Annotated in this window: 26 protein-coding genes; 18 read left to right on the top strand and 8 right to left on the bottom strand. The window is 74.0% G+C overall.

Annotation, left to right across the window (positions count from 1 at the left end; all coding sequences use genetic code 11):
* Window positions 1–7: 7 nt before the first annotated feature.
* Window positions 8–997, bottom strand: a complete 990-nt coding sequence (gene coaA / locus IE316_RS21530) for a type I pantothenate kinase (protein WP_190206071.1) — start codon at window positions 995–997, stop codon at window positions 8–10.
* Window positions 998–1,148: 151 nt separating this feature from the next.
* Here coaA and glmS point away from each other — a divergent pair, with 151 nt between their 5' ends.
* Complete coding sequence (gene glmS, locus IE316_RS21525) at window positions 1,149–2,996, top strand: glutamine--fructose-6-phosphate transaminase (isomerizing) (RefSeq protein WP_190206070.1); 1,848 nt, start codon at window positions 1,149–1,151, stop codon at window positions 2,994–2,996.
* Here glmS and IE316_RS21520 read toward each other — a convergent pair.
* On the bottom strand, window positions 2,957–3,178 hold the full coding sequence (locus tag IE316_RS21520) for a DUF397 domain-containing protein (RefSeq protein ID WP_190206069.1): 222 nt from the start codon (window positions 3,176–3,178) through the stop codon (window positions 2,957–2,959). The two genes, glmS and IE316_RS21520, sit on opposite strands and share 40 nt — an antisense overlap.
* 7 nt (window positions 3,179–3,185) lie before the next feature.
* On the bottom strand, window positions 3,186–4,028 hold the full coding sequence (locus IE316_RS21515; protein WP_190206068.1) for a helix-turn-helix domain-containing protein: 843 nt from the start codon (window positions 4,026–4,028) through the stop codon (window positions 3,186–3,188).
* 222 nt (window positions 4,029–4,250) lie between these two features.
* On the opposite strand from IE316_RS21515, the gene IE316_RS21510 reads away from it, so the two are divergent.
* The 4 genes from IE316_RS21510 to IE316_RS21495 all read left to right on the top strand — a co-directional run bounded on the left by IE316_RS21510 (window position 4,251) and on the right by IE316_RS21495 (window position 6,932).
* Window positions 4,251–4,697: an ATP-binding protein gene (locus IE316_RS21510; protein ID WP_190206067.1), complete on the top strand. Its 447-nt coding sequence runs from the start codon at window positions 4,251–4,253 to the stop codon at window positions 4,695–4,697.
* Window positions 4,698–4,701: 4 nt separating this feature from the next.
* Window positions 4,702–5,001 (top strand): RpnC/YadD family protein, encoded by a 300-nt coding sequence (locus IE316_RS21505; protein ID WP_190206066.1) that lies wholly within the window; start codon window positions 4,702–4,704, stop codon window positions 4,999–5,001.
* 9 nt (window positions 5,002–5,010) lie between these two features.
* Window positions 5,011–5,382, top strand: coding sequence for a holo-ACP synthase (locus tag IE316_RS21500; protein WP_190206065.1), 372 nt, complete (start codon window positions 5,011–5,013; stop codon window positions 5,380–5,382).
* A gap of 98 nt (window positions 5,383–5,480) precedes the next feature.
* Window positions 5,481–6,932 (top strand): NAD(P)H-hydrate dehydratase, encoded by a 1,452-nt coding sequence (locus tag IE316_RS21495; protein ID WP_190206064.1) that lies wholly within the window; start codon window positions 5,481–5,483, stop codon window positions 6,930–6,932.
* Between the two features lie 22 nt (window positions 6,933–6,954).
* On the opposite strand, the gene IE316_RS21490 is transcribed toward IE316_RS21495, so the two are convergent.
* The gene (locus tag IE316_RS21490) at window positions 6,955–7,380 is read right to left on the bottom strand and encodes a MarR family winged helix-turn-helix transcriptional regulator (protein WP_190206063.1); all 426 of its coding nucleotides are present in this window, start codon (window positions 7,378–7,380) and stop codon (window positions 6,955–6,957) included.
* A 112-nt stretch (window positions 7,381–7,492) separates the two neighbouring features.
* Here IE316_RS21490 and IE316_RS21485 point away from each other — a divergent pair, with 112 nt between their 5' ends.
* The 4 genes from IE316_RS21485 (at window position 7,493) to tsaE (ending at window position 11,180) form a co-directional block, all read left to right on the top strand.
* A complete protein-coding gene (locus tag IE316_RS21485) occupies window positions 7,493–8,134 on the top strand; it encodes an MBL fold metallo-hydrolase (protein ID WP_190206062.1) in 642 nt (213 codons plus the stop codon).
* Window positions 8,135–8,174: 40 nt separating this feature from the next.
* Window positions 8,175–9,335, top strand: a complete 1,161-nt coding sequence (gene alr, locus IE316_RS21480) for an alanine racemase (protein WP_190206061.1) — start codon at window positions 8,175–8,177, stop codon at window positions 9,333–9,335.
* Window positions 9,336–9,424: 89 nt separating this feature from the next.
* A complete protein-coding gene (locus tag IE316_RS21475; protein WP_190206060.1) occupies window positions 9,425–10,690 on the top strand; it encodes an alpha/beta fold hydrolase in 1,266 nt (421 codons plus the stop codon).
* Window positions 10,656–11,180, top strand: coding sequence for a tRNA (adenosine(37)-N6)-threonylcarbamoyltransferase complex ATPase subunit type 1 TsaE (gene tsaE, locus IE316_RS21470; protein WP_190206059.1), 525 nt, complete (start codon window positions 10,656–10,658; stop codon window positions 11,178–11,180). The genes IE316_RS21475 and tsaE overlap by 35 nt, the downstream gene beginning before the upstream one ends.
* Before the next feature lie 3 nt (window positions 11,181–11,183).
* On the opposite strand, the gene IE316_RS21465 is transcribed toward tsaE, so the two are convergent.
* Together IE316_RS21465 and IE316_RS21460 are read right to left on the bottom strand one after the other, a co-directional pair.
* Complete coding sequence (locus tag IE316_RS21465) at window positions 11,184–11,351, bottom strand: hypothetical protein (RefSeq protein WP_190206058.1); 168 nt, start codon at window positions 11,349–11,351, stop codon at window positions 11,184–11,186.
* 180 nt (window positions 11,352–11,531) lie between these two features.
* Window positions 11,532–12,095 (bottom strand): hypothetical protein, encoded by a 564-nt coding sequence (locus IE316_RS21460; protein ID WP_190206057.1) that lies wholly within the window; start codon window positions 12,093–12,095, stop codon window positions 11,532–11,534.
* Window positions 12,096–12,205: 110 nt separating this feature from the next.
* Here IE316_RS21460 and tsaB point away from each other — a divergent pair, with 110 nt between their 5' ends.
* From tsaB to IE316_RS21440, 4 genes are read left to right on the top strand one after another with little or no spacing between them, the layout of a single operon-like run.
* On the top strand, window positions 12,206–12,859 hold the full coding sequence (tsaB, locus tag IE316_RS21455; protein WP_190206056.1) for a tRNA (adenosine(37)-N6)-threonylcarbamoyltransferase complex dimerization subunit type 1 TsaB: 654 nt from the start codon (window positions 12,206–12,208) through the stop codon (window positions 12,857–12,859).
* Between the two features lie 29 nt (window positions 12,860–12,888).
* Window positions 12,889–13,368, top strand: a complete 480-nt coding sequence (rimI, locus tag IE316_RS21450; RefSeq protein WP_190206181.1) for a ribosomal protein S18-alanine N-acetyltransferase — start codon at window positions 12,889–12,891, stop codon at window positions 13,366–13,368.
* Window positions 13,361–14,446 carry a tRNA (adenosine(37)-N6)-threonylcarbamoyltransferase complex transferase subunit TsaD gene (gene tsaD, locus IE316_RS21445; RefSeq protein ID WP_190206055.1) on the top strand — a complete coding sequence of 362 codons (1,086 nt, stop codon included), beginning with the start codon at window positions 13,361–13,363 and terminating at the stop codon, window positions 14,444–14,446. Before rimI ends, tsaD begins: the two co-directional genes overlap by 8 nt.
* Entirely contained in the window at window positions 14,443–14,697 is a 255-nt protein-coding gene (locus IE316_RS21440; RefSeq protein WP_190206054.1) for a hypothetical protein, read from the top strand. The genes tsaD and IE316_RS21440 overlap by 4 nt, the downstream gene beginning before the upstream one ends.
* 63 nt (window positions 14,698–14,760) lie before the next feature.
* Here the strand turns inward: IE316_RS21440 and IE316_RS21435 are convergent, their stop codons facing one another.
* A complete protein-coding gene (locus IE316_RS21435) occupies window positions 14,761–17,082 on the bottom strand; it encodes a beta-xylosidase/alpha-l-arabinosidase (protein ID WP_190206053.1) in 2,322 nt (773 codons plus the stop codon).
* Between the two features lie 172 nt (window positions 17,083–17,254).
* Between IE316_RS21435 and IE316_RS21430 the strand changes: the two genes are divergently transcribed.
* Window positions 17,255–18,307, top strand: a complete 1,053-nt coding sequence (locus tag IE316_RS21430) for a LacI family DNA-binding transcriptional regulator (RefSeq protein WP_190206052.1) — start codon at window positions 17,255–17,257, stop codon at window positions 18,305–18,307.
* 188 nt (window positions 18,308–18,495) lie between these two features.
* Window positions 18,496–19,503 carry an LCP family protein gene (locus IE316_RS21425; RefSeq protein ID WP_190206051.1) on the top strand — a complete coding sequence of 336 codons (1,008 nt, stop codon included), beginning with the start codon at window positions 18,496–18,498 and terminating at the stop codon, window positions 19,501–19,503.
* 46 nt (window positions 19,504–19,549) lie between these two features.
* On the opposite strand, the gene IE316_RS21420 is transcribed toward IE316_RS21425, so the two are convergent.
* Entirely contained in the window at window positions 19,550–20,716 is a 1,167-nt protein-coding gene (locus tag IE316_RS21420; RefSeq protein WP_434094241.1) for a class I SAM-dependent methyltransferase, read from the bottom strand.
* 90 nt (window positions 20,717–20,806) lie between these two features.
* Between IE316_RS21420 and IE316_RS21415 the strand changes: the two genes are divergently transcribed.
* The 3 genes from IE316_RS21415 to groES all read left to right on the top strand — a co-directional run bounded on the left by IE316_RS21415 (window position 20,807) and on the right by groES (window position 23,012).
* Window positions 20,807–21,733: a polysaccharide deacetylase family protein gene (locus tag IE316_RS21415; protein ID WP_190206049.1), complete on the top strand. Its 927-nt coding sequence runs from the start codon at window positions 20,807–20,809 to the stop codon at window positions 21,731–21,733.
* Complete coding sequence (locus IE316_RS21410; RefSeq protein ID WP_190206048.1) at window positions 21,730–22,419, top strand: polysaccharide deacetylase family protein; 690 nt, start codon at window positions 21,730–21,732, stop codon at window positions 22,417–22,419. The genes IE316_RS21415 and IE316_RS21410 overlap by 4 nt, the downstream gene beginning before the upstream one ends.
* A gap of 284 nt (window positions 22,420–22,703) precedes the next feature.
* Window positions 22,704–23,012 carry a co-chaperone GroES gene (gene groES, locus IE316_RS21405; RefSeq protein WP_190206047.1) on the top strand — a complete coding sequence of 103 codons (309 nt, stop codon included), beginning with the start codon at window positions 22,704–22,706 and terminating at the stop codon, window positions 23,010–23,012.
* Window positions 23,013–23,023 lie beyond the last annotated feature (11 nt).

Here is a 23,023-nt window from a genome sequence, read left to right as displayed (position 1 = left end):
CCGCGTGTCACAGCTTGCGCAGCCGCAGCCTCTGCACCTTGTGGTCGGGGCCCTTGCGCAGGATCAGGGTGGCCCGGCCGCGGGTCGGGGCGACGTTCTCCACCAGGTTGGGCCTGTTGATCGTCCGCCAGGTGGTGCGGGCGTACTCCAGCGCCTCCTCCTCCGAGACCTGGGTGTACTTGCGGAAGTACGAGGAGGGGTTCTGGAAGGCGGTCGCGCGCAGTTTCTTGAAGCGGTCCAGGTACCAGCGCTCGATGTCCTCGGTGCGGGCGTCGACGTACACGCTGAAGTCGAAGTAGTCGGCGAGGCCCACCCGGGTGCGGCCGTCCTTGCCGGGCAGGGCGGGCTGGAGGACGTTCAGGCCCTCGACGATCAGGATGTCGGGGCGGCGCACGGTCAGCTTCTCGCCCGGCACGATGTCGTAGATCAGGTGGGAGTAGACCGGTGCCGTGACCTCGGCCTTCCCGGCCTTGATGTCGGCGACGAACCGGGTCAGGGCCCGGCGGTCGTACGACTCGGGGAAGCCCTTGCGGGACATCAGGCCCCGGGCCTCCAGCTCCCTGGTCGGCAGCAGGAAGCCGTCCGTGGTGACCAGCTCGACCCGCGGGTGCTCGGGCCAGCGGGACAGCAGCGCCTGGAGCAGGCGGGCGACGGTGGACTTGCCGACCGCGACCGAGCCGGCCACGCCGATGACGAAGGGGGTGCCGGACTGGGAGCCCTGCTCGCCGAGGAAGGTGTTCAGCGCGCCGCGCAGGCCGTCGGTGGCGCCGACGTAGAGGTTGAGCAGGCGGGAGAGCGGGAGGTAGATGTCCCGCACCTCGTCGAGGTCGATGACGTCACCGAGGCCGCGCAGCTTCTCGACCTCCTCGGCGGTGAGCGGCAGCGGCGTCTTGTCGCGCAGCGCGCTCCACTCGGCACGGGTGAGATCGACGTAGGGAGTCGCCTCCGGCCGATGCCGGTGGGCGCTCCGGGGTATCGAGGGGACCGGAGAGATCACATTCCATTGTTAACGGAGTTCGAACGGGGTGGCGGGTGGAGTGCGTCACGCCGGAGGATGCGCGCGACGGCGTTCGTACCCCGGTGGGAATTTCCGATTTCGGGCACGGAATGACGGGTTCGTGATCGGAGCTGACCGTAGGCTGCCGGTCATGTGCGGAATCGTGGGTTACGTGGGGTCGCAGTCGGCGCTCGATGTCGTGATGGCCGGACTGAAGCGGCTGGAGTACCGGGGGTACGACTCGGCGGGCGTCGCCGTGCTCGCGGACGGCGGGCTGGCCCCCGCCAAGCGGGCCGGGAAGCTCGTCAACCTGGAGAAGGAGCTGTCCGAGCGCCCGCTGCCGACCGGCACCACCGGCATCGGCCACACCCGCTGGGCCACCCACGGCGGCCCCACCGACGCCAACGCCCACCCGCACCTGGACAACGCGGGCCGGGTCGCCGTGGTCCACAACGGCATCATCGAGAACTTCGCCGCGCTCAGGGCGGAGCTGACCGGGCGCGGCCACGGCCTCGCCTCCGAGACCGACACCGAGGTCGTCGCCCATCTGCTCGCCGAGGAGTTCTCCTCCTGCGCCGACCTGGCCGAGGCGATGCGGCTGGTCTGCCGGCGCCTGGAGGGGGCGTTCACGCTGGTCGCGGTGCACGCGGACGAGCCGGACGTGGTGGTCGGCGCCCGGCGGAACTCGCCGCTGGTGGTCGGGATCGGCGAGGGCGAGGCGTTCCTCGCCTCCGATGTGGCGGCGTTCATCGCGCACACCCGGGAGGCCGTGGAACTCGGCCAGGACCAGGTGGTCGAGCTGCGCCGGGACGGCGTGACGGTGACCGGCTTCGACGGCCGGCCCGCCGACGTGCGCGCCTACCACGTCGACTGGGACGCCTCCGCCGCGCAGAAGGACGGGTACGCCTCCTTCATGCTCAAGGAGATCGCCGAGCAGCCGAAGGCGGTCGCCGACACCCTGCTCGGCCGGATCGACGAGGCGGGGTCGCTGACGCTGGACGAGGTGCGCATCCCGGCCGCGGAGCTGCGCGAGATCGACAAGGTGGTCATCGTCGCCTGCGGTACGGCCTTCCACGCCGGGCTGATCGCCAAGTACGCCATCGAGCACTGGACGCGGATTCCCTGCGAGGTGGAGCTGGCCAGCGAGTTCCGCTACCGCGACCCCATCCTGGACCCGCGCTCCCTGGTGATCGCCATCTCCCAGTCCGGCGAGACCATGGACACCCTGATGGCGCTGCGGCACGCCCGCGAGCAGGGCTCCCGGGTGCTGGCCATCTGCAACACCAACGGCTCGACCATCCCCCGCGAGTCCGACGCGGTGCTCTACACGCACGCCGGTCCCGAGGTCGCCGTCGCCTCGACCAAGGCGTTCCTGACCCAGTTGGTCGCCTGCTACCTCGTCGCCCTCTACCTCGGGCAGGTCCGCGGCACCAAGTGGGGCGACGAGATCCGCGCGGTCGTCCGTGACCTGGCCCGGATCTCCGGCGCGGTCGACCAGGTCCTGGGCACCATGGAGCCGGTACGGGAGCTGGCGCGGTCCCTGGCCGGCAAGGACACGGTGCTCTTCCTCGGCCGGCACGTCGGCTACCCGGTCGCCCTGGAAGGCGCCCTCAAGCTCAAGGAACTCGCCTACATGCACGCCGAGGGCTTCGCGGCCGGCGAGCTGAAGCACGGGCCGATCGCGCTGATCGAGCAGGACGTGCCGGTCGTCGTGGTGGTGCCCTCGCCGCGCGGGCGGTCCCTGCTGCACGACAAGATCGTCTCCAACATCCAGGAGATCCGCGCCCGGGGCGCCCGCACGATCGTCATCGCGGAGGAGGGCGACGCCACGGTCGAGCCGTACGCCGACCACCTCATCCGCATCCCCGCCACCCCCACCCTGCTCCAGCCCCTGGTCGCCACGGTCCCCCTCCAGGTCTTCGCCTGCGAACTGGCGACGGCCCGCGGCAACGAGGTCGATCAGCCGCGCAACCTGGCGAAGTCGGTGACGGTGGAGTGAGGCTGCTTGAGCGCGTCGAGGAAGGGGGCGAAGGCGGCGACGGGGAAGGTGAGGGCGCCGTAGGCGAGATTCTTGGAATCCCGGACGGCCACCTGGGTGCGGGTGTCGGCTATCTCTACGCAGGAGTTGCCGTCGCCGGGACCTGAGTAGGACGACTTGCGCCAGTTGCCGGGGGTGCCCATGGGTGTCTCACAGCTCCTTCGCCAGCCTGTGGATGAAGTCGCGCGACCGAGCGGGATCGAGCGACGCGCTCTCCACCTTATGGAACAGCGTTCGAAAGGCGCCGAGTTGTGCCTCTGAGTCGATGAACGTCGTACCGTGCGGTGCGTCGCGTGCGACGGTGTCCAACTGGGGGACGGAGCCACCCGCGTACACCATCGCGCTCGCGGCACCGGCGAACCCCTCCAAGGAGAAGGGGATGACGCGCACGGTGACGTGATCGGCCTCCGTGAGGCGCAGCAGGTGGTCGAGCTGCGCGCGTGATGCGGCACGGGTTCCGACCATGATGCGCAGTGCGGCCTCGTGAATGATCGCCTCGTACGGGGTCCCTTCGAGCGCCGTCTTGCGTCGCATCCGGTGGCGGACGCGCAACTCCACCTCCGTACGGGGGAGTTCGGGGACGCGGTAGGAGAAGACTGCGCGTGCGTAGTCCTCGGTCTGGAGCGGGCCGGGGATGAACTGGAACTGGACCTCCCGCAGGAACGTGGCGTGGTGCTCCAGTTCGGCAAGGTCGAGGAAGGGAGTCGGCAGCAGCCATCGGTACTCCTCCCACCAGCCGCGGGTACGGTCGGTCGCCAGGGCGACCAGGGCGTCGATCAGTCGCTCGTCCGTGCACATGTAGTGGGCCGCGAGGCGGCGCAGACGGGTCTCGCTCACACCTGCCAGGGCGGTTTCGATCTGGCTGATCTGAACTCGACTCACTCCGAGCAGCTCCGCGGCCTCACCAGCTTTGAGACCCGCGGCATCGCGCAGTCGGCGCAGTTCGGTTGCCAGGCGCTTCTGGCGCGCCGTGGGATCTCGCCGCAAAGCCATGAACGTCTCCTAGGTTCAACGCGCCCGAGAACGCTCCTCATTCGAGGGCAGATTACGCGGTTCGCTTGCTTGGTATTTCATTCAAGGTCTACGGTCAGTGACGTGACGCACACTCTGTGCGCCACTCACGTGCCGGAAGTGCACCGCTTCGCCCTGCCCTTGTGGATGCGGCACCGACACCGGCCACCACCTTCGACCACGCAAGCACGCTGGAGTCGCCGCATGCTCGGAAATGACCCGTGGGAGTACTCCCTCCACATCCCGAACGACGTCCGTGCCGTCACCGTCTGCCGCCGCACTCTCCGGCTGATCCTCACGGTGCACGGCCTGATCGGCCTGGTCGACGTCGCGGAACTGCTGGCCACGGAGCTGGTCTCGAACGCCGTACGGCACACCGAGGGGCCGGCCGCTCTGCGCGTGTGCTGGTCGGGGAACGGCGTACTGCGCATCGGCGCGTGGGACGCGGACCCGTCGCCGCCGGAGCCGCCGCTCGCCTTCGCGGACGTGGACGCCGAGGACGGCCGGGGCCTGGCCCTGGTGCGGGCCTGTGCCGACGTGTGGGGCTGGCAGCCGCTGGCACGGAAGGGTGCTCGCGGGAAGGTCGTCTGGTGTGAACTGGGCGCTTCGAAGCGGGTGGCGTCAATGGTGATCCGGCGCTCGAAGGGGTGACCGAGTGGTTATTTCTTACTTCCCGGGCAGGGGAACGGTCTTTGAGGAGGCTTACTACGAAGGTGAGGCCAAGGGTAAAGCTGCGGGTGAGGCGCAGGGCAAAGTCCTAGGGGAGGCCAAGGGCAAGGCGGAAGGCGTCCTGCGGGTGCTGGAGGTGCGGGGGATCGCTGTTTCCGATGAGGTACGGGAGCGGGTCGTCACGTGCACGGATCTCGCCCGGCTCGACGAATGGCTCGGGCGGGCCGTGACGGTCGAGCGGGTCGAGGACCTCTTTCTCGGGGAGTCGGACGGGACCGCCTCGTAAGGTCTCCGCATGAGCATCATCGGGGTCGGGATCGACGTGGCCGAGATCGAGCGGTTCGGGGCGGCGCTGGAGCGTACGCCGGGGATGGCGCGGCGGCTGTTCCTGGACAGTGAGCTGCGACTGCCGAGCGGGGAGCGGCGCGGGGTCGCCTCGCTGGCCGCGCGGTTCGCGGCGAAGGAGGCGCTGGCCAAGGCGCTCGGCGCGCCGGGCGGGCTGCTGTGGACCGACGCCGAGGTGTACGTCGAGGACAGCGGGCGGCCCCGGCTGCGGGTGACGGGGACGGTGGCGGCGCGGGCGGCGGAGCTGGGCGTCGCGACGTGGCATGTGTCGCTGAGCCATGACGCCGGGGTGGCGTCGGCGGTGGTGATCGCGGAGGGGTGACGCCGGGACGCCCTGGATGAGGACCGTGTCGTCGCCGGTCGGTGGGCAAGGTGTCAAGGGACACGACGGGACCGGTGAGGTACGGGAGACTCGGGCGTATGCGGACTGCGTACAGCGTGGAGACGGTCAGGGCGGCGGAGCGGGAGCTGATGGCCCGGCTCCCCGAGGGAGCGTTGATGCAGCGGGCGGCGGCCGGACTCGCCGCCGCCTGCGCCGAACTGCTCGGGCGGGTGTACGGCAGCCGGGTCGTGCTGCTGGTCGGCAGCGGCGACAACGGCGGCGACGCGCTGTACGCCGGGGCGCGGCTCGCCCGGCGCGGCGCGGGCGTGCACGCGGTGCTGCTCGCGCCCGAGCGGGCGCACGCCGGGGGACTCGCGGCGCTGCGCCGGGCCGGCGGCCGGGTCGCGGCGGCCGGGGCGGGGGAGGCACTGATCGAACGGGCCGACCTGGTCCTCGACGGGATCGTCGGCATCGGTGGCAAGGGCGGGCTGCGGCCGGCGGCGGTACCGCTCGCCGAGGCGGCCCGGCGGTCCCGGGCGGCCGTCGTCGCGGTCGACCTGCCGAGCGGGGTGGACGCCGACACCGGCGAGGTGCGGGGCGAAGCGGTCCGGGCCGATCTGACGGTGACGTTCGGCGCGCACAAGCCGGGGCTGCTGATCGACCCGGCACGGGAGTACGCGGGCTCGGTGCGGCTGGTCGGCATCGGGCTGTCGCTGCCGGCCGGGCGGGCCGAGGCGGAGGCGCTCCAGCACGCCGACGTGGCCCGGCTGCTGCCGGTGCCGGGGGCCGAGAGCGACAAGTACCGGCGGGGCGTGGTCGGCATCGCGGCGGGCTCGGCCCGGTACCCGGGCGCCGCCGTCCTCGCCGTCTCCGGCGCGCTGCGGGGCGGGGCCGGGGCGGTGCGGTACGTCGGTCCGGCCGGGGACGCGGTGATCGCCCGGTTCCCCGAGACCCTCGTGTCCGACCGGGGGCCGGCGCGGGCCGGGCGGGTCCAGGCGTGGGTCGTCGGGCCGGGGATCGGGGACGACGCGGGCACGGTGGCGGAGGTGGTGGCGGCGGACGTACCGGTGCTGATCGACGCGGACGGGCTGCGGCTGGCGGACGCGGACGCGGTACGGCGGCGGTCGGCGCCGACGCTGATGACGCCGCACGCGGGAGAGGCGGCGGCGCTGCTGGAGGTGTCCCGGGAGGAGGTCGAGGCCGCACGGGTCACCTCGGCACGGGAACTGGCCCGGCGGTACGGGGCGGCGGTGCTGCTCAAGGGGTCGACCACGGTGGTGGCCGGTCCGGCCGGGGGACCGGTACGGGTCAACCCGACGGGGACGCCCTGGCTGGCCACGGCCGGGAGCGGGGACGTGCTGTCCGGGCTGGCGGGGTCGCTGCTGGCGGCGGGGCTGTCGGTGGTGGACGCGGGGAGCGTGGGGGCGTACCTGCACGGGCTGGCGGGCCGGGTGACGGCGCAGGGGGCGCCGGTATCGGCGGAGGACGTGGCGGGCGCGGTGGGGCGGGTCTGGCGGGACGTCCGGGAGGTGGGGGACGGGGTCGCTTGACCGCGGCCCGCCCTCGCCCCGCCTACTTGCCCTTCAGGTAGGCGTCCAAGCGGCCCAGCAGGGGCAGGGCCGCCGCGAGGGTGTGCCGTTCCTCCGGGGTGAGGGCCTCGCCGATCGCGGCGCCGAGCCAGTCCGCGCGGCGGCGGCGCTCCGCGGCCAGCCGGTCGCGGCCGGCCGGCGTGAGGTGCAGCAGCAGCTTGCGCCCGTCGCTCGGGTGGGCCTCGGACCGCACCAGGCCCTGGGCCAGCAGGTCCTTGACGGCCCGCGCCGCCGACTGGTGGCTCACGCCCCACCGGTGGGCGACATCGGCGGTGGTCAGCGGGCCACCGCGGTCCAGGTGGCCCAGGACGGCGGCCTCGCCGGAGGGCATCGTGTCGGCGCCCCGCACCGTGCGCACCAGGTGCCCGATGGTCGAACGGAGTTCCTCGGCCAGTCGCTGGTCATCCATGGCGGGAGTCTACCGATTCTCTGCACCCAAACTGTACAGCCAAGGTGTAGAGAATGGTTGTACAGTTTTGCTGTAGACATGCGCCCGACATACCGCCCCCGAGAGGAACCCCGTGCGCCTCACCAAGCACGCCCACGCCTGTGTCACCGTCGAGAAGGACGGCACCCGGCTGGTCATCGACCCCGGCACGCTCACCCCGGACGCGGCGGAGGCCGTCGCGCGGGCGGACGCCGTTCTGGTCACCCACGAGCACTTCGACCACTTCGACGAGAAGCTGATCGCCGCCGCCCTGGACGCCCGGCCCGAGCTGCGCGTCTACGGCACGGCCGCCGTCGCGCGGGCCCTGGGCGGCGACGAGCGGGTGCGTGCCGTCACCGCCGGTGACACCTTCGCCGTCGGCCCGGTCGCCGTCGCCGTGCACGGCCACCGGCACGCCCCGATCCACGCCGACGTACCCCGCCCGGACAACGTCGGCTACCTCCTGGACGGCGGCGCCCTCTACCACCCCGGCGACGCCTATCACGTACCCGACGCCCCCGTACGCACCTTGCTGCTGCCCACCAGCGGCCCCTGGACCAAGCTCGGCGAGGCCGCCGAGTACGTCCGCGCCGTCCGGCCCGACCGCGTCGTCCAGATCCACGAGCTGATGCTCAGCGAGCTGGGCCAGACCTCCACCGCCCGTCTCCTGGGCGAGCAGGGCCTCACCGGCGTCCCGGTCACCCGCCTCGCACCGGGCGCCACCCTCACGCTCTAGAACCCCCGCCGGGCCGCTCTGAGAGACTGGGAGTCTCTGATTGAGCGAGAGTGTGGAGCGGGGTGCGTCGGTGCGGGGCTGGGCCGAGGTGGATCTGGGCGCGTTGCGGAGCAATGTGCGGGCGCTGCGCGGGCGGATCGGCGGCGCCGCGCTGATGGCCGTGGTGAAGGCCGACGGGTACGGCCACGGCGCCCTCCCGTGCGCCCGCGCCGCCGTCGAGGCCGGTGCGACCTGGCTGGGCACCGCCACCCCGGAGGAGGCGCTGGCGCTGCGTGCCGGCGGGCTGCCGGACGACCTGCGGATCATGTGCTGGCTCTGGACGCCCGGCGGCCCCTGGCAGGAGGCGATCGAGGCCGACCTCGACGTGTCGGTCAGCGCGATGTGGGCGCTGACCGAGGTCACCGCCGCCGCGCGCCGCGCCGGACGCCCCGCCCGCGTTCAGCTCAAGGCCGACACCGGCCTCGGGCGCAACGGCTGCCAGCCCGGACCGGACTGGCGGGAACTGGTCGGCGCCGCGCTGCGCGCCGAGGCCGAGGGACTGGTCCGGATCACCGGCCTCTGGTCCCACTTCGCCCGCGCCGACGAGCCCGGCCACCCCTCGATCCGCGCCCAGCTCGACCTGTTCCGGGAGATGACCGCGTACGCGGAGGGCGAGGGCGTCCGGCCCGAGGTGCGGCACATCGCCAACTCGCCCGCCACCCTCACGCTCCCCGAGGCGCACTACGACCTCGTCCGCCCCGGCATCGCCCTGTACGGCATCTCGCCCAGCCCCGAGGTCGGCACCCCCGCCGACTTCGGACTGCGCCCGGCGATGACGCTGGCCGCCTCGCTCGCGCTGGTCAAGCGGGTGCCCGGCGGGCACGGGGTGAGTTACGGGCACCACTACACCACCCCCGGCGAGACCACCCTGGGCCTGGTCCCCCTCGGCTACGGCGACGGCATCCCCCGGCACGCCTCCTCCGCCGCCCCCGTCCTGGTCGACGGCAAGTGGCGCACGGTCGCCGGGCGGATCGCGATGGACCAGTTCGTGGTCGACCTGGGCGGCGACCGGCCCGCGGCCGGCGCCGAGGCGGTGCTGTTCGGACCGGGCGACCGGGGCGAGCCCACCGCCGAGGACTGGGCCCAGGCGGCCGGCACCATCGCGTACGAGATCGTCACCCGCATCGGTGCGCGCGTTCCCCGGGTCTATGTGAACGAGTGACCCCGGCGTGTGCATGACGCACACTTTCGGGTGAACCAGAGCCCTAGGGGCCAGCGGCACGGGGCCGGGCCGGCGAAGAGGAGCGGTACGTGAGCGAGAGCAGCGGGCAGGCCGTCGCGGACGTCGCCGCGGCGGCCGTCGCCTCCGCCACCGAGGCCGCGGCCGGTGCCGCCGCCGGCGGCCGGCGCCGGGCGACCGGCCTGGCGGGGGCGGTGATCGGCGTGGTCGCGGCGGGAGCCGCGGCCGGGGTGGCGATAGAACGGCTGACGGTCGGCCGCGGCATCCGCCGCAAGGCCCGCCTCGCCCTGGACTCCGCCGGACCCTACGGCGCGCTGCGCGGCACACCCGGCCAGGCGTACGCCGACGATGGCACCGAGCTGTACTACGAGGTGGACGACATCGAGCCGGAGGGCGGCCCCGCGCCGCGCCGCCGCCGGCTGTTCGGCCGCAAGACCCCCGCCCCCGCGACCGTCGTCTTCTGCCACGGCTACTGCCTCAACCAGGACTCCTGGCACTTCCAGCGCGAGGCGCTGCGCGGTGCCGTACGGGCCGTCTACTGGGACCAGCGCAGCCACGGCCGCTCCGGGCGGGGCGTGGCGCAGGCGCGGGGCGGCGCGCCGGTCAGCATCGACGAACTGGGCCGGGACCTGAAGGCGGTGCTCGACGCGGCGGTGCCCGAGGGGCCGGTCGTCCTGGTCGGGCACAGCATGGGCGGGATGACCGTGATGGCGCTGGCCGACCAGTACCCCGAGCTGATCCGCGACCGGGTCGTCGGGGTGGCGCTGGTGGGCACCTCGTCGGGGCGGCTCGGGGAGGTCAACTTCGGGCTGCCGGTGGCCGGGGTCAACGCGGTGCGGCGGGTGCTGCCCGGGGTGCTGAAGGCCCTGGGACAGCGGGCGGAGCTGGTGGAGAGGGGGCGCCGGGCGACCGCGGACCTGTTCGCCGGGGTCATCAAGCGGTACTCGTTCGCGGCCCGGGACGTCGATCCGGCCGTCGCCCGGTTCGCCGAGCGGATGATCGAGGCCACGCCGATAGACGTGGTCGCCGAGTTCTACCCGGCCTTCGACGACCACGACAAGACCGCGGCGCTGGCCCGGTTCGCGGAGCTGCCCGTGCTGGTGCTGGCCGGGGTGCGGGACCTGGTCACGCCCAGCGAGCACAGCGAGGCCATCGCCGACCTGCTGCCCGGCGCCGAACTGGTCCTCGTCCCGGACGCCGGGCACCTGGTGATGCTTGAGCACCCGGAGCTGGTCACCGACCGCCTCGCCGACCTGCTGGTGCGCGCCGGTGCCGTCCCGGCAGGTACTACCGTGGACGGCTATGGAAGCACCAGCAGCAGCGCGCGGCCCCGCTGAGCCCGCCCCCGTCGTCGAGATCACCGTCACCTCCCCCGAGCGGATGCGGGAGCTGGGCCGCAGGCTGGCCGGGCTGCTGCGGGCCGGGGACCTGGTGATGCTGAGCGGGGAGCTGGGCGCGGGCAAGACGACGCTCACCCGGGGGCTCGGCGAGGGCCTCGGCGTGCGCGGCGCGGTCACCTCGCCGACGTTCGTGATCGCCCGGGTGCACCCCTCGCTCGGCGACGGGCCGCCGCTGGTCCACGTCGACGCCTACCGGCTGTCCGGCGGGCTGGACGAGATGGAGGACCTGGACCTGGACGTCTCCCTGCCCGAGTCCGTGGTCGTCGTGGAGTGGGGCGAGGGCAAGGTCGAGGAACTCACCGAGGACCGGCTCCACCTGGTGATCCACCGGGCCGTCGGGGACACCGCCGACGAGGTCCGGCACGTCACCGTGACCGGCGTCGGCGCCCGCTGGGCCACGGCCGGCCTGAGCACCCTCACCGGGTAGCGGTCAGGCCGCCTCGCGCTGCTCCCCGGCCCGCCGGCGGGGCTCCGGTTCGGGGGCGCGCGGCGGGGTCGAGACGGCCGCCGCCGCGGCGCACGACGCGAGCAGGTCGCGCATCGACACCTCGGACGGGACCGGCAGCGGGGGCCGGGCCTGGGGCTGGGAAGCCGACATGGTCGCCTCCTGAGGGGCGGGGGCGGACGTGGTTAGGCATACCTAACCACGGACTGGATACCATGTGACCACGCCGGGGAAGCGGAGCGCAACGTTTTCCCGACGTCTTGTCGGAATCCCGGCGGCGAGGGACACGGCTCAGGCGACGAGAGAGACGGCTCAGGCGACGAGGGACACGTCTCAGCGGACGACGACCACCTTCTGGCCGATCGTCGCGAAGTCCCACATCGCCGCGCCGTCCTCGCGGCTCTCCCGGATGCCGCCGGTGCGCGCCCCGGCCGCCGGGGGCCTCGCCGGGGAGCCGTCCACCGCCGCGCTGAAGCCGACCACCACGCCGTCCACGCTGGTGAAGCGCACCACGTGCTCCACGGGGACGCCGTCGGAGCCGGTGACCCGGTTGGAGCGGGAGGTGACCGCGTAGACGCCCGGCCGGGGGTCCACCGCGCCGGGCGCGACCGCGAACGTGCGCCGGACCCGGTCGCCCGCGCCGACCAGCCAGACCCGGTCGTCGTCCACCGAGTACACGACCCGTTCACCCGTACCGGACCCGGCGGGCAGGGCGTGCGGGTGCCGTCTGTCGCGGGGGGCCTTCGTGGCGCCGGGGCCGGGGGCGGGGCTCGCGCTGGCGCGGGGCCGGTCCAGGCCGGCGGGGGCGTTCGCCGACGCCTGGTAGGCGAGGACGCCGACGGTCCCCAGGGCCGCCGCGGTGAGCCCGGTGACGACTGCGGAGCTGCTGCTGGGCACTGGCGACCACCTCGGCGTCGTACGTGCTGCTGGTGCGGCGACGGTAGCAGCCGGTGACCGCCGGACCGGGTCGGCCGACACGGGTCCCCGGGCCGCCGTAGGCTGTTCGCGTGCTCTTGCTCGCTCTGGATACCGCCACTCCCGCCGTGACCGTCGCCCTGCACGACGGCACGGACGTCATCGCCTCGTCGAGCCAGGTCGACGCCCGCCGCCACGGTGAGCTGCTGCTGCCCGCCGTCGACCGGGTGCTGGACCGGGCCGGCCGCCGGCTCGACGCCGTCACCGGCATCGTCGTGGGCGTCGGGCCGGGCCCGTACACCGGGCTGCGGGTCGGCCTGATGACCGCGGAGACCTTCGGGCTGGCGCTCGGCGTGCCCGTGCACGGCGTGTGCACGCTGGACGGCCTGGCCTACGCCGCCGACCTGGACGGCCCCTTCGTGGTGGCGACCGACGCCCGCCGCAAGGAGGTCTACTGGGCCCGCTACGCCGACTCCCGCACCCGCCTGACCGACCCGGCCGTCGACCGTCCCGCCGACCTCGCCGGCCAGGTGGCGGGGCTGCCCGCGGTCGGCGCGGGCGCGCTGCTCTACCCGGACACCTTCCCCCGGGCGCACGCGCCCGAGCACGTGTCCGCCGCCGCCCTGGCCGCCCTGGCCGCCGAGCGGCTCGCGGCCGGCGAGGAACTCCTGGCGCCCCGGCCGCTGTACCTGCGCCGGCCCGACGCGCAGGTGCCCAGGAACTACAAGGTGGTCACCCCCAGGTGACCGGGACAGCGACCGCCGTGCTGCGCGAGATGCGCTGGTGGGACATCGACCCGGTGCTGACCCTGGAACGCGAGCTGTTCCCGGAGGACGCCTGGTCCCGGGGCATGTTCTGGTCCGAGCTGGCCCACGCCCGGGGACCGGGGGCGACCCGCCGGTACGTGGTCGCCGAGGAGCCCGGCGGCCGGATCGTCGGGTACGCCGGGCTGGTCGCCTCCTCCAGCGAGCAGGCCGATGTGCAGACCATCGCCGTCGCCCGCGACCAGTGGGGCACCGGCCTCGGCTCGCTGCTGCTGACCGAGCTGCTCCGCGCGGCCACCGCCTTCGAGTGCGCCGAGGTGCTGCTGGAGTGCCGGGTGGACAACGTCCGCGCGCAGAAGCTCTACGAGCGCTTCGGCTTCCGGCCCGTCGGCGTCCGGCGCGGCTACTACCAGCCGGGCAACGTGGACGCCCTGGTGATGCGCCTCACCGACCCTTCGACCTCCGTACAAGGAACCGAGAACAATGGCTGACGAACCCCTGGTCCTGGGGATCGAGACCTCCTGCGACGAGACCGGTGTCGGCATCGTGCGCGGCACCACGCTGCTGGCCGACGCCGTCGCCTCCAGCGTCGACGAGCACGCCCGCTTCGGCGGTGTCGTCCCCGAGGTCGCGAGCCGCGCCCACCTGGAGGCGATGGTCCCCACCATCGAGCGCGCCCTGACCGAGGCCGGGGTGAGCGCCCGCGACCTCGACGGCATCGCCGTCACCGCCGGCCCCGGCCTGGCCGGCGCGCTGCTGGTCGGCGTCTCGGCGGCGAAGGCGTACGCCTACGCGCTGGGCAAGCCGCTGTACGGCGTCAACCACCTCGCCTCGCACATCTGCGTGGACCAACTGGAGCACGGGCCGCTGCCCGAGCCGACGATGGCGCTGCTGGTCTCCGGCGGCCACTCCTCGCTGCTGCTCTCCTCCGACATCACCTCCGACGTCCGGCCGATGGGCGCGACCATCGACGACGCGGCCGGCGAGGCGTTCGACAAGATCGCCCGGGTGCTGAACCTGGGCTTCCCCGGCGGTCCGGTCATCGACCGGTACGCCCGCGAGGGCGACCCGGCGGCGATCGCGTTCCCGCGCGGCCTGACCGGGCCCCGCGACCCCGCGTACGACTTCTCCTTCTCCGGGCTGAAGACGGCCGTGGCCCGCTGGATCGAGGCCAAGCGGGCGGCGGGCGAGGAGGTGCCGGTGCGGGACGTGGCCGCCTCCTTCCAGGAGGCCGTCGTCGACGTGCTGACCCGCAAGGCGGTCCGGGCCTGCAAGGACCAGGGCGTCGACCACCTGATGATCGGCGGCGGCGTCGCCGCCAACTCGCGGCTGCGGGCCCTGGCGCAGGAGCGCTGCGAGGCGGCCGGCATCCGGCTGCGGGTGCCCCGGCCCAAGCTGTGCACGGACAACGGGGCGATGGTCGCCGCCCTCGGCGCCGAGATGGTCGCCCGCGACCGGCCCGTCTCCGACTGGGAGCTGTCCGCGGACTCCTCGCTGCCGGTGACCGACCCGCACGTCCCCGGCCACGACCATGTGCACGAGACCGCCAAGGAGAACCTGTACTCATGACCGTCGCCCTGATGTGGGAGGCCCGCGCCGTCCCCGGCCGGGGCGCGGACCTGCTGGCCTGGGCCCGGGCCCAGGCGCTGCCCGCGGAGCCGCTGCGCCGCGAGACCCTCCGCGCCCCCCAGGACCGGGTCCTGGTGATCACCTGGTGGGACGCGGAGTACGACAGCGACCTGCCCGAACTCCCCGAACCCGACGGGGAGCTGGTCACCCGGGCGGTGCACCGGTGGCGGTTCGAGACGGTGGACGACTGAGCGGGGACGCCGACCCCGGCGCCCCCGTCCCGTCCGCCGCCCCCGTCCCGTCCGCCGCCCCCGTCAGCCCGTCACCTCCGCGACCTCCGTCCCGCAGCGCAGCTCGCGGTCCGGGCCCAGGACGCGTTCCGGGCCGGTCAGGGTGAGGTGCGCGGTGTGGCGTACGTCCGCGCTGGAGGCGGCCAGGCGCAGCTCCAGGGCGCCCGGCTCGACCACGCGCCGGCCGGAGCGGTCGGTGAAGGCCGACAGGTCCGCGTGGAAGCGGAACGTCACCCGGCGCGCCTGTCCCGGCGCCAGGTCCAGCCGCTGGTAGCCGACCAGCCGGACGTCGGGCCGGGTCACGCTCGCCACCGGGTCGTGCAGATAGAGCTGGACCACCTCGGCGCCCGCCCGGTCCCCGGTGTTGCGCACGGTGACGGAGAGGTCGTACGAGCCGTCCGTGCCGAGCACCTCGGCCGGGCCGCCGGTGAAGTCCTCCCAGGCGAACGTCGTGTACGAGCGGCCGTGGCCGAAGGGGTACAGCGGGGTCGGGTCCAGGTTGCTGACCTCGCCCGCCAGGCCCAGGGGCGGCTGGAGGTAGGTCCAGGGCTGGCCGCCGGGCAGCCTCGGGACGCTCACCGGGAGCCGCCCCGAGGGGGTGACGCGGCCGGAGAGCACCCCCGCGACCGCCGGGCCGCCCTCCTCCCCGGGGAAGAACGCCTGGACGACGGCGCCCAGCCTGCCGTGCCAGCGGCCCAGCGCGTACGGCCGTCCGGTCAGCAGCACCAGGACGACCGGCACGCCGGTGGCGACCAGCGCGTCCAGCAGCTCGCACTGCACGCCGGGGAGGGCCAGGTCGCTGGCGTCGCAGCCCTCGCCCGAGGTGCCCCGGCCGAACAGGCCCGCCCGGTCGCCCAGCACGGCCACGCACACGTCCGCCTCGGCGCAGCGCGCGACCGCCTCCTCGAAGCCGGAGGTGTCCGGCCCGGAGGTGTCGCAGCCCTCGGCGAACGTCACCTTGGCGTCGGGCAGTTCGGCGCGCAGCGCGTCCAGCACGGTGGGGATGTCGATGCCGGTGGCCACCTCGGGGTGCCGGGGCAGCACATGGGACGGGAAGGAGTAGCAGCCGAGCATCGCCAGCGCGTCGGCGGCGCGCGGCCCGACCACCGCGATCCGGGTGTCGGGGGCGAGCGGCAGCAGGCCGTCCGGGTTGTCCAGCAGGACGACCGACTCCTCGGCCAGGCGCCGGGCGAGGGCGCGGTTGCCGGGGGAGTCCAGGTCGACGGCGGCCGGGTCGCCGGGCGGCTCGGGGGTCCAGTCCTCGTCCAGCAGGCCCAGCTCGCACTTCTGCAGCAGGACCCGGCGGGCCGCCCGGTCCACCAGGTCCTCGGGGACGCGGCCCGCGCGGACCGCGTCCAGCAGCGGACGGCCGTAGCACTTCAGGGTGGGCAGCTCCACGTCGATGCCGGCGGTGAGCGCCAGGTGCGCCGCCTCGGCGGGGGAGCCGGCGACGCGGTGCAGGCTCTCCAGGAAGCCGATGCCGAAGTAGTCGGCGACCACCGTGCCCTCGAAGCCCCACTCGCCGCGCAGCAGCCCGGACAGCAGCACCGGGTCCGCGGAGGCCGGGACGCCGTCGGTCTCGGTGTACGCCGCCATCACCGACCGCGCCCCGCCCTCGCGCAGCGCCAGCTCGAACGGCGGCAGGGTCACGTCCGCGAACTCCCGCACCCCGGCCCGCACCGGCGCCAGGTTCCGGGCCCCGGCCGAGGAGGCGTACCCGGCGAAGTGCTTCAGCGTCGCGACGATCCCGGCCGACTCCAGGCCCCGTACGTACGCGGCACCGACCGTGCCGACCAGGTACGGGTCCTCGCCGATGGTCTCCTCCACCCGGCCCCAGCGCGGATCGCGGACGACGTCCAGGACGGGCGCGAGGCCCTGGTGGACGCCGACCGAGCGCAGGTCGCGGCCGATCCGCCCGGCCATCTCCTCGACCAGGCCCGGGTCGAAGGTGGCGCCCCAGGCCAGCGGCACCGGGTAGGCGGTGGCCCGCCAGGTGGTGAACCCGGCCAGGCACTCCTCGTGGGCCAGCGCCGGGATGCCGAAGCGCCCGGCCGCGGTGATCCGCCGCTGGGCGTTGGCCAGCGCCCGGGCGCCGACGGCCGGGTCGACGGGGGCGGTGCCGAAGGGGCGGGTGAGCTGGCCCAGTCCGTGGGTGATCAGCTCGTCCCAGTCGTAGTCGGCGCTCATCTCGCTCTGGAGGGGGGCGACGCCGTCGCCGTCCGTCTCCGCGCCCACCCACACGCCGTACAACTGGGCGGCCTTCTCCTCCAGGGTCATCCGCGCCAGGAGGTCGTCGACACGGGCGGTGGCGGGCAGGGCGGGGTCACGCCAGGGCGCGGTGGTCATGGAACTCCTGTCGGGTGGACGGACGGCCCTCTCACACGGTGCTGACACGTGCCGCGTACGGTCGCTCGGACGTGCCGCTTTCGAATGTTTCGATTAATCATCCGAATGTTCCGGGAACCTATGGCCCGCCGAGGACTTCGTCAAGAGGGCCCGCAGGGATACGATCGCCGCCATGACATCCCCCCAGCCCGCTGAAACCCGGACGCGAGGGCGGTCCGCGCAGACGGCCACCCTCGCCGAGATCGCCCGCGAGGCCGGTGTCTCGGCGCCGACTGTTTCGAAGGTGCTCAACGGCCGTGCCGATGTGGCCCCGGCCACCCGGGCCCGGGTGGAGGAGCTGCTGCGCGCCCACGGCTACCGGCGCCGCCGCGCCGAGGCGACCCGCTCGCCCCTGATCGACCTGGTCTTCCACGAGCTGGAGAGCGCCTGGGCGATGGAGGTCATCCGGGGCGTGGAGAACGTGGCCCGGGAGACCGGGCTGAGCGTGGTGCTCTCCGAGAGCGCGGGCCGGCTCACCCCCGGCCGGACCTGGGCCGACCAGGTCGCCGCCCGCCGCCCGCACGGCGTGGTGCTGGTCCTGTCGGGGCTGGACCAGTCCCAGCGCGCGCTGCTGACCAGCCGGTCCATCCCGTTCGTGGTGATGGACCCGGCCGGCGACCCGGGCGGTGACGTGCCGTCCATCGGCGCCACCAACTGGCAGGGCGGGCTGGCCGCCACCCGGCACCTGATCGAACTCGGCCACACCCGGATCGGGGCGATCAGCGGGCCCACCCGGATGATGTGCAGCCGCGCCCGTGTCGACGGCTACCGGGCGGCCCTGGAGACCGCCGGGCTGCCCGCCGACCCGGGCCTGGTGCGCACCGGCGACTTCCACCACGAGACCGGCTACCGCCAGGGCCTGGAACTGCTGCGCCGCCCCGACCGCCCCACCGCGATCTTCGCCGGCAACGACCTCCAGGCGCTCGGCCTGTACGAGGCCGCCCGCGAACTGGGGCTGCGGGTGCCGGAGGACCTCAGCGTGGTCGGCTTCGACGACCTGCCGGTGGCCCGCTGGGTGGGGCCGCCGCTGACGACCGTACGGCAGCCGCTGACCGAGATGGCCGAGGCCGCCGCCCGCCTGGTGCTGGACCTCGGGCGCGACGAGGGCTCCGCGGCGGCCACCCGGGTCGAGCTGGCGACGAGCCTGGTGGTGCGCAGCAGCACGGCGGCGCCCCCGGTGCTGTAGCGAAGCCGGTCGGCTCGGGTGTCGAAAGTTTCGACCGTTTGCCCGAGACGATGCTGAGGCGAGCCTGAGAGTCTGAGAATTCCCGCAGAAATACCGGTCGTCCGTCGCCCCTCGCAACAATTCGGACTTACGTTCCTCGTGGCGGGGCAGTGGGTCATGGACGCGAACACCGGGACGGGGGCGGGCACATGGGCGGCCGGTCGAGGGTGCTGAAGGCTGCCGGACTGACGCTGGCGGGCGCGCTGGTGCTCGGTATCGCGGCGGCCGGCTGGGTCTACTGGCACCTCAACGACAACATCACCAGCGTCGACATCAACAGCGCGCTGGGCGACGACCGCCCGGCCCGCCCGACCGCCCCGGCACCCTCCGCCTCGGCCTCCGAGGTGCCCACCGGGGCGCTGAACATCCTGGTGCTCGGCTCCGACTCGCGCAGCGGCGCGGAGAACAGCAAGCTGGGCGGCGGCGACAGCGAGGGCGCCCGCTCCGACACCGCGATGGTCGTCCACCTCGACGCCGGCCGGAGTGCCGCCACCGTGGTCAGCATCCCCCGCGACACGCTCGTCACCCGCCCGGCCTGCCCGCGGCCGGACGGGGGATCGACCGCCGAGGCGCACCAGGTGATGTTCAACTCCGCCTACGCCGTGGGCGGTCCGGTGTGCGCGGTGAAGACGGCCGAGGCGCTCACCGGCGTCCGCATGGACCACTACATCGAGATCGACTTCTCCGGCTTCGCCAAGCTGGTCGACGAACTCGGCGGCGTCACCGTCACCGTCGAGGAGGACATCGACGACGACAAGAGCCACCTCCACCTCGACGCGGGCACCCACCACCTCGACGGCGAGCAGGCCCTCGGACTCGCCCGCACCCGCTACGGCATCGCCGGCGGCAGCGACCTGGCCCGCATCGGCCTCCAGCAGCAACTGGTCAAGGCCCTGCTCACCCAGATCTCCAGGACCGACCTGCTCACCGACCCCGCCGAGCTGTACCGGGTCGCCGACGCGGTCACCGGCGGCCTCACCACCGACACCGGACTGGACTCCCTGAGCGACCTGATCGGCCTCGGCCGCAGCCTCCGCGGCCTCGCGGCGGACGACGTCCGCACCCTCACCATGCCGGTGGACCCGGCCCCGAGCGACGCCAACCGGGTGGTGGCGCGGCAGCCGGAGGCGGGGGAGCTGTGGGAGTCGCTGCGCTGAGCACGGACGGGCACCGGCCGCCCGCCCGCCGCGCCGAGGAGCGCCGTCAGCGCACCGGCCCCCCGATCAGCATCGACGGCGCCCCCGCCACCCGGGTCAGGAACACGGTGGCGGCGTGCGGTCCCTGCGGCTTCACCTTGCGGCGCAGCTCCTCCGGTTCCACCGCCGAGCCGCGCTTCTTCACGGTGAGCGTGCCGACGCCCCGCTCGCGCAGGAGTGCCTTCAGCTTCTTGACGTTGAACGGCAGGACGTCGGTGATCTCGTACGCGGTGGCGTACGGCGTCGGGTGCGGGGCGTCCGCGGTGACGTAGGCGATCGTCGCGTCGAGCAGCCCGCCGCCGACCGCCTCGGCGACCTCGGCGACCAGATGGGCCCGCACGACCGCGCCGTCGGGCTCGTACAGGTACCGGCCGGGCGGGCGGACCGGCGGGTCGGGCAGGCGCCGGGAGCGCAGGGTGCGCGGCCCCGGCAGCAGCGTGGCCCGCACGGCGCCCGGATCGGTGCCGAACCACAGCACCGCCTCCTTCACGTCCCCGCCGTCGGAGATCCACTCGGCCTCGGCCTCCTCCGGCACGGCCTCGTGCGGGATGCCGGGCGCGACCTTCAGCGCGGCGGCGACGGACGCCGTACGGGCCGCGCCGACCGCCCAGGACAGCGGCGGCGCGTACGCCTCGGGGTCGAAGATCCGGCCCCGGCCCCCTCGCCGGGCCGGGTCGACGAAGACCGCGTCGTAGGCACCGGTGTCCACCTCCGTCACATCCGCCTCGCGCACCTCGATCAGTCCGGCCAGCCCCAGGGCCTCCGCGTTGGCGCGGGCCGCCGCGACCGCCGCCGGGTCCCGGTCCACGGCGAGCACCCGGATGCCCGCGCGGGCCAGCGCGATCGCGTCCCCGCCGATCCCGCAGCACAGGTCGGCCACGGAGGCCACGCCCAGCTCGCCGAACCGCCGGGCGCGGTACGCGGCCACGCTCGCCCGGGTCGACTGCTCGACCCCGTTCGGGGTGAAGAACATCCGCCCCGCGTCCTCGGCCCCGAACTTCGCCACCGCCCGCTGCCGCAGCCTCGCCTGCCCCAGCGCCGCCGACACCAGGCCGGCCGGGTGCGCGCGCCGCAGCTTCGTGGCGACGGCGAGTTCGCGTGCGGGGTCGGTGTCGCGGACCTCGTCGAGGAGGGCGCGGCCTTCGGGGGTGAGGAGGGCGTCGAGGTCGTTCACCGGGTCATTGTGGGCCAGTCGGTGGACCGTGCGCCGCCGGCCGCGGTGTCGGCCGGGCTCCGGCGCGGCCGACTGCGAGGATCCGGCACCATGCGAGCAGTCGTACAAAACGATAAATCTCGGGTGTTCCGGGCGGCTCGGCTCCGGGGCTGCCTCGCCGCGCTCGCCGTCGCCGCCCTGGTCCCGGGCTGTGCGCAGGGCGCCGGCGAGGTGCGGTCCGCCGCCGGCCAGCAGCCCCTCCAGGCGCCCCCGGCCCGCGCGCTCGACGCGTACGCCACCGGGCTGCGCGCGGCGCACGCCGCCCGGGTCGCCGCCGCGAACCGCTGGGGCCTCAAGCGCGTCCCGCTCCCCGCCCCGCCGCCGCCCGCGAAGAAGCCGCAGATCACCACCCGCGACGGCTTCGAGGTCGACGACCACGCCGAACGCGGGCTGCCGCCGGTCTTCACGACCGTGCCCACCCAACGCAAGGTCGTCTTCCTCACCATCGACGACGGCGCCGAGAAGGACCGCGCGTTCCTGCGGATGATGACCGACCTCAAGGTCCCGTACACCGCCTTCCTCAGCGACTACCTGGCCAAGGAGGACTACGGCTACTTCAAGCGGATGCAGGACCGGGGCGTCACCCTCAACAACCACACCCTGCACCACCCGTACCTGCCGGACCTCTCCTACGCCCGGCAGAAGCGCGAGATCTGCGGCATGCAGAAGGTGATCCGCCGGCACTTCGGCAAGCGCCCCACCGTCTTCCGCCCGCCCTACGGCAACTACGACGAGAACACCCTCCTCGCCGCCAAGAGCTGCGGCATCACCCACGTACCCCTCTGGAACGAGGAGGTCTTCGCCGACCACTGGGACTACCGCGAGTGGGACCGCGAACTGCACCGCGGCGACATCGTGCTCACCCACTTCCGGGGCCGGGGCGACTGGGGCGGCACCATGGCCGACATGGCCCGCCGCTTCCTCGACAAGGTCACCGCCGAGGGGTACGCGGTGGCCCGCCTGGAGGACTACCTGTGAGCCGCGCCCGGCTCGCCGGGGCCGCCGTCCTCGCGGCGGCCCTCCTGACGGGCTGCGCCCCGCTCACCACCGGCACCGGCGCGTACGCCGGCGCGAAGCCGCCCCGGGCCCGGGACCTGCCGCCCGTCGTGGACCACGTCCGCACCCGCGACCGGGTCGTCTTCCTCACCTACGACGACGGCGCCGAACGCGACCCCGCCCTGGTCGACCTGGTCCGCGCCCGCCAACTGCCGGTCACCCTGTTCCTCACCGACACCGTGGCCGGCCCGGCCTACGGCCGCCTCGCCGGGCTCCGCTCGGTCGGCGCGAGCCTGCAGAACCACACCCTCGACCACCCCGCCCTGCGCGGCCTGCCGTACGCCGGGCAGCGCGCCGAGATCTGCGGCCAGCAGCACAAGCTCACCTCCCGCTTCGGCGTCCGCCCCCGCCTCTTCCGCCCGCCCTACGGCAGGTACGACACCACCACGCTGCGCGCGGCCGCCGACTGCGGCATCACCGCCGTCGTCCACTGGCGCGCCGCGGTGACCCCCACGGGCACCCTCACCTACACCCGCGGCGAGCCCCGCCTCCACCCCGGCGACATCATCACCTTGCCGTACCCACCCCTGGCCCCCCGCACAGAGGCCCTCCTGGCCCACCTCGCCCGCCACAACCTGAGGGTGGCAAGCCTGGACGACTACCTGTAGATCTTTTCGATCGCGAGGAAGCCGGACGGCGACCCGCACGCCCGCCCTCCAGCCCGTCCGGCGTTCGAGGACGAGGCCGCAGGCCGATCCCCCCCGACGCGCCGCAGGCAATTGGCACTCCGCTTGACCGAGTGCTAACCCCGGTCATAGTCTCAGGTCTGGCACTCCCCCCAGGAGAGTGCCAACACAGCGACGGGCAGGTCCGGCACCCGCGACGACGGATCGACCTGGTCGCCACCTCAGACAGTTAACCCCGTGAGATCTCCGAAGGGGGAGGTCGGATCGTGACGACCGCCAGCTCCAAGGTTGCCATCAAGCCGCTCGAGGACCGCATCGTGGTCCAGCCGCTGGACGCCGAGCAGACCACGGCCTCTGGCCTGGTCATTCCGGACACTGCCAAGGAGAAGCCCCAGGAGGGCGTCGTCCTGGCCGTGGGCCCGGGCCGCTTCGAGGACGGCAACCGCCTTCCGCTCGACGTCAAGGTCGGCGACGTCGTCCTCTACAGCAAGTACGGCGGCACCGAGGTGAAGTACAACAACGAGGAGTACCTCGTCCTCTCGGCCCGCGACGTCCTCGCGATCGTCGAGAAGTAATTCACCGAAGC

It is taken from the genome of Streptomyces fumanus (genome assembly GCF_014655295.1).
GTDB classification, from domain to species: domain Bacteria; phylum Actinomycetota; class Actinomycetes; order Streptomycetales; family Streptomycetaceae; genus Streptomyces; species Streptomyces fumanus.
This window is presented reverse-complemented; position numbering and strand designations above follow the sequence as displayed.

What these genes read in the sequence shown, in the direction of transcription:
- glmS (WP_190206070.1), top strand. Translation starts at nt 1,149, where the DNA reads ATGTGCGGAATCGTGGGTTACGTGGGGTCGCAGTCGGCGCTCGATGTC.
- IE316_RS21520 (WP_190206069.1), bottom strand. Translation starts at nt 3,178, where the DNA reads ATGGGCACCCCCGGCAACTGGCGCAAGTCGTCCTACTCAGGTCCCGGC.
- IE316_RS21515 (WP_190206068.1), bottom strand. Translation starts at nt 4,028, where the DNA reads ATGGCTTTGCGGCGAGATCCCACGGCGCGCCAGAAGCGCCTGGCAACC.
- IE316_RS21510 (WP_190206067.1), top strand. Translation starts at nt 4,251, where the DNA reads ATGCTCGGAAATGACCCGTGGGAGTACTCCCTCCACATCCCGAACGAC.
- IE316_RS21500 (WP_190206065.1), top strand. Translation starts at nt 5,011, where the DNA reads ATGAGCATCATCGGGGTCGGGATCGACGTGGCCGAGATCGAGCGGTTC.
- IE316_RS21495 (WP_190206064.1), top strand. Translation starts at nt 5,481, where the DNA reads ATGCGGACTGCGTACAGCGTGGAGACGGTCAGGGCGGCGGAGCGGGAG.
- IE316_RS21490 (WP_190206063.1), bottom strand. Translation starts at nt 7,380, where the DNA reads ATGGATGACCAGCGACTGGCCGAGGAACTCCGTTCGACCATCGGGCAC.
- tsaE (WP_190206059.1), top strand. Translation starts at nt 10,656, where the DNA reads ATGGAAGCACCAGCAGCAGCGCGCGGCCCCGCTGAGCCCGCCCCCGTC.
- IE316_RS21465 (WP_190206058.1), bottom strand. Translation starts at nt 11,351, where the DNA reads ATGTCGGCTTCCCAGCCCCAGGCCCGGCCCCCGCTGCCGGTCCCGTCC.
- rimI (WP_190206181.1), top strand. Translation starts at nt 12,889, where the DNA reads ATGCGCTGGTGGGACATCGACCCGGTGCTGACCCTGGAACGCGAGCTG.
- tsaD (WP_190206055.1), top strand. Translation starts at nt 13,361, where the DNA reads ATGGCTGACGAACCCCTGGTCCTGGGGATCGAGACCTCCTGCGACGAG.
- IE316_RS21440 (WP_190206054.1), top strand. Translation starts at nt 14,443, where the DNA reads ATGACCGTCGCCCTGATGTGGGAGGCCCGCGCCGTCCCCGGCCGGGGC.
- IE316_RS21435 (WP_190206053.1), bottom strand. Translation starts at nt 17,082, where the DNA reads ATGACCACCGCGCCCTGGCGTGACCCCGCCCTGCCCGCCACCGCCCGT.
- IE316_RS21430 (WP_190206052.1), top strand. Translation starts at nt 17,255, where the DNA reads ATGACATCCCCCCAGCCCGCTGAAACCCGGACGCGAGGGCGGTCCGCG.
- IE316_RS21425 (WP_190206051.1), top strand. Translation starts at nt 18,496, where the DNA reads ATGGGCGGCCGGTCGAGGGTGCTGAAGGCTGCCGGACTGACGCTGGCG.
- IE316_RS21415 (WP_190206049.1), top strand. Translation starts at nt 20,807, where the DNA reads ATGCGAGCAGTCGTACAAAACGATAAATCTCGGGTGTTCCGGGCGGCT.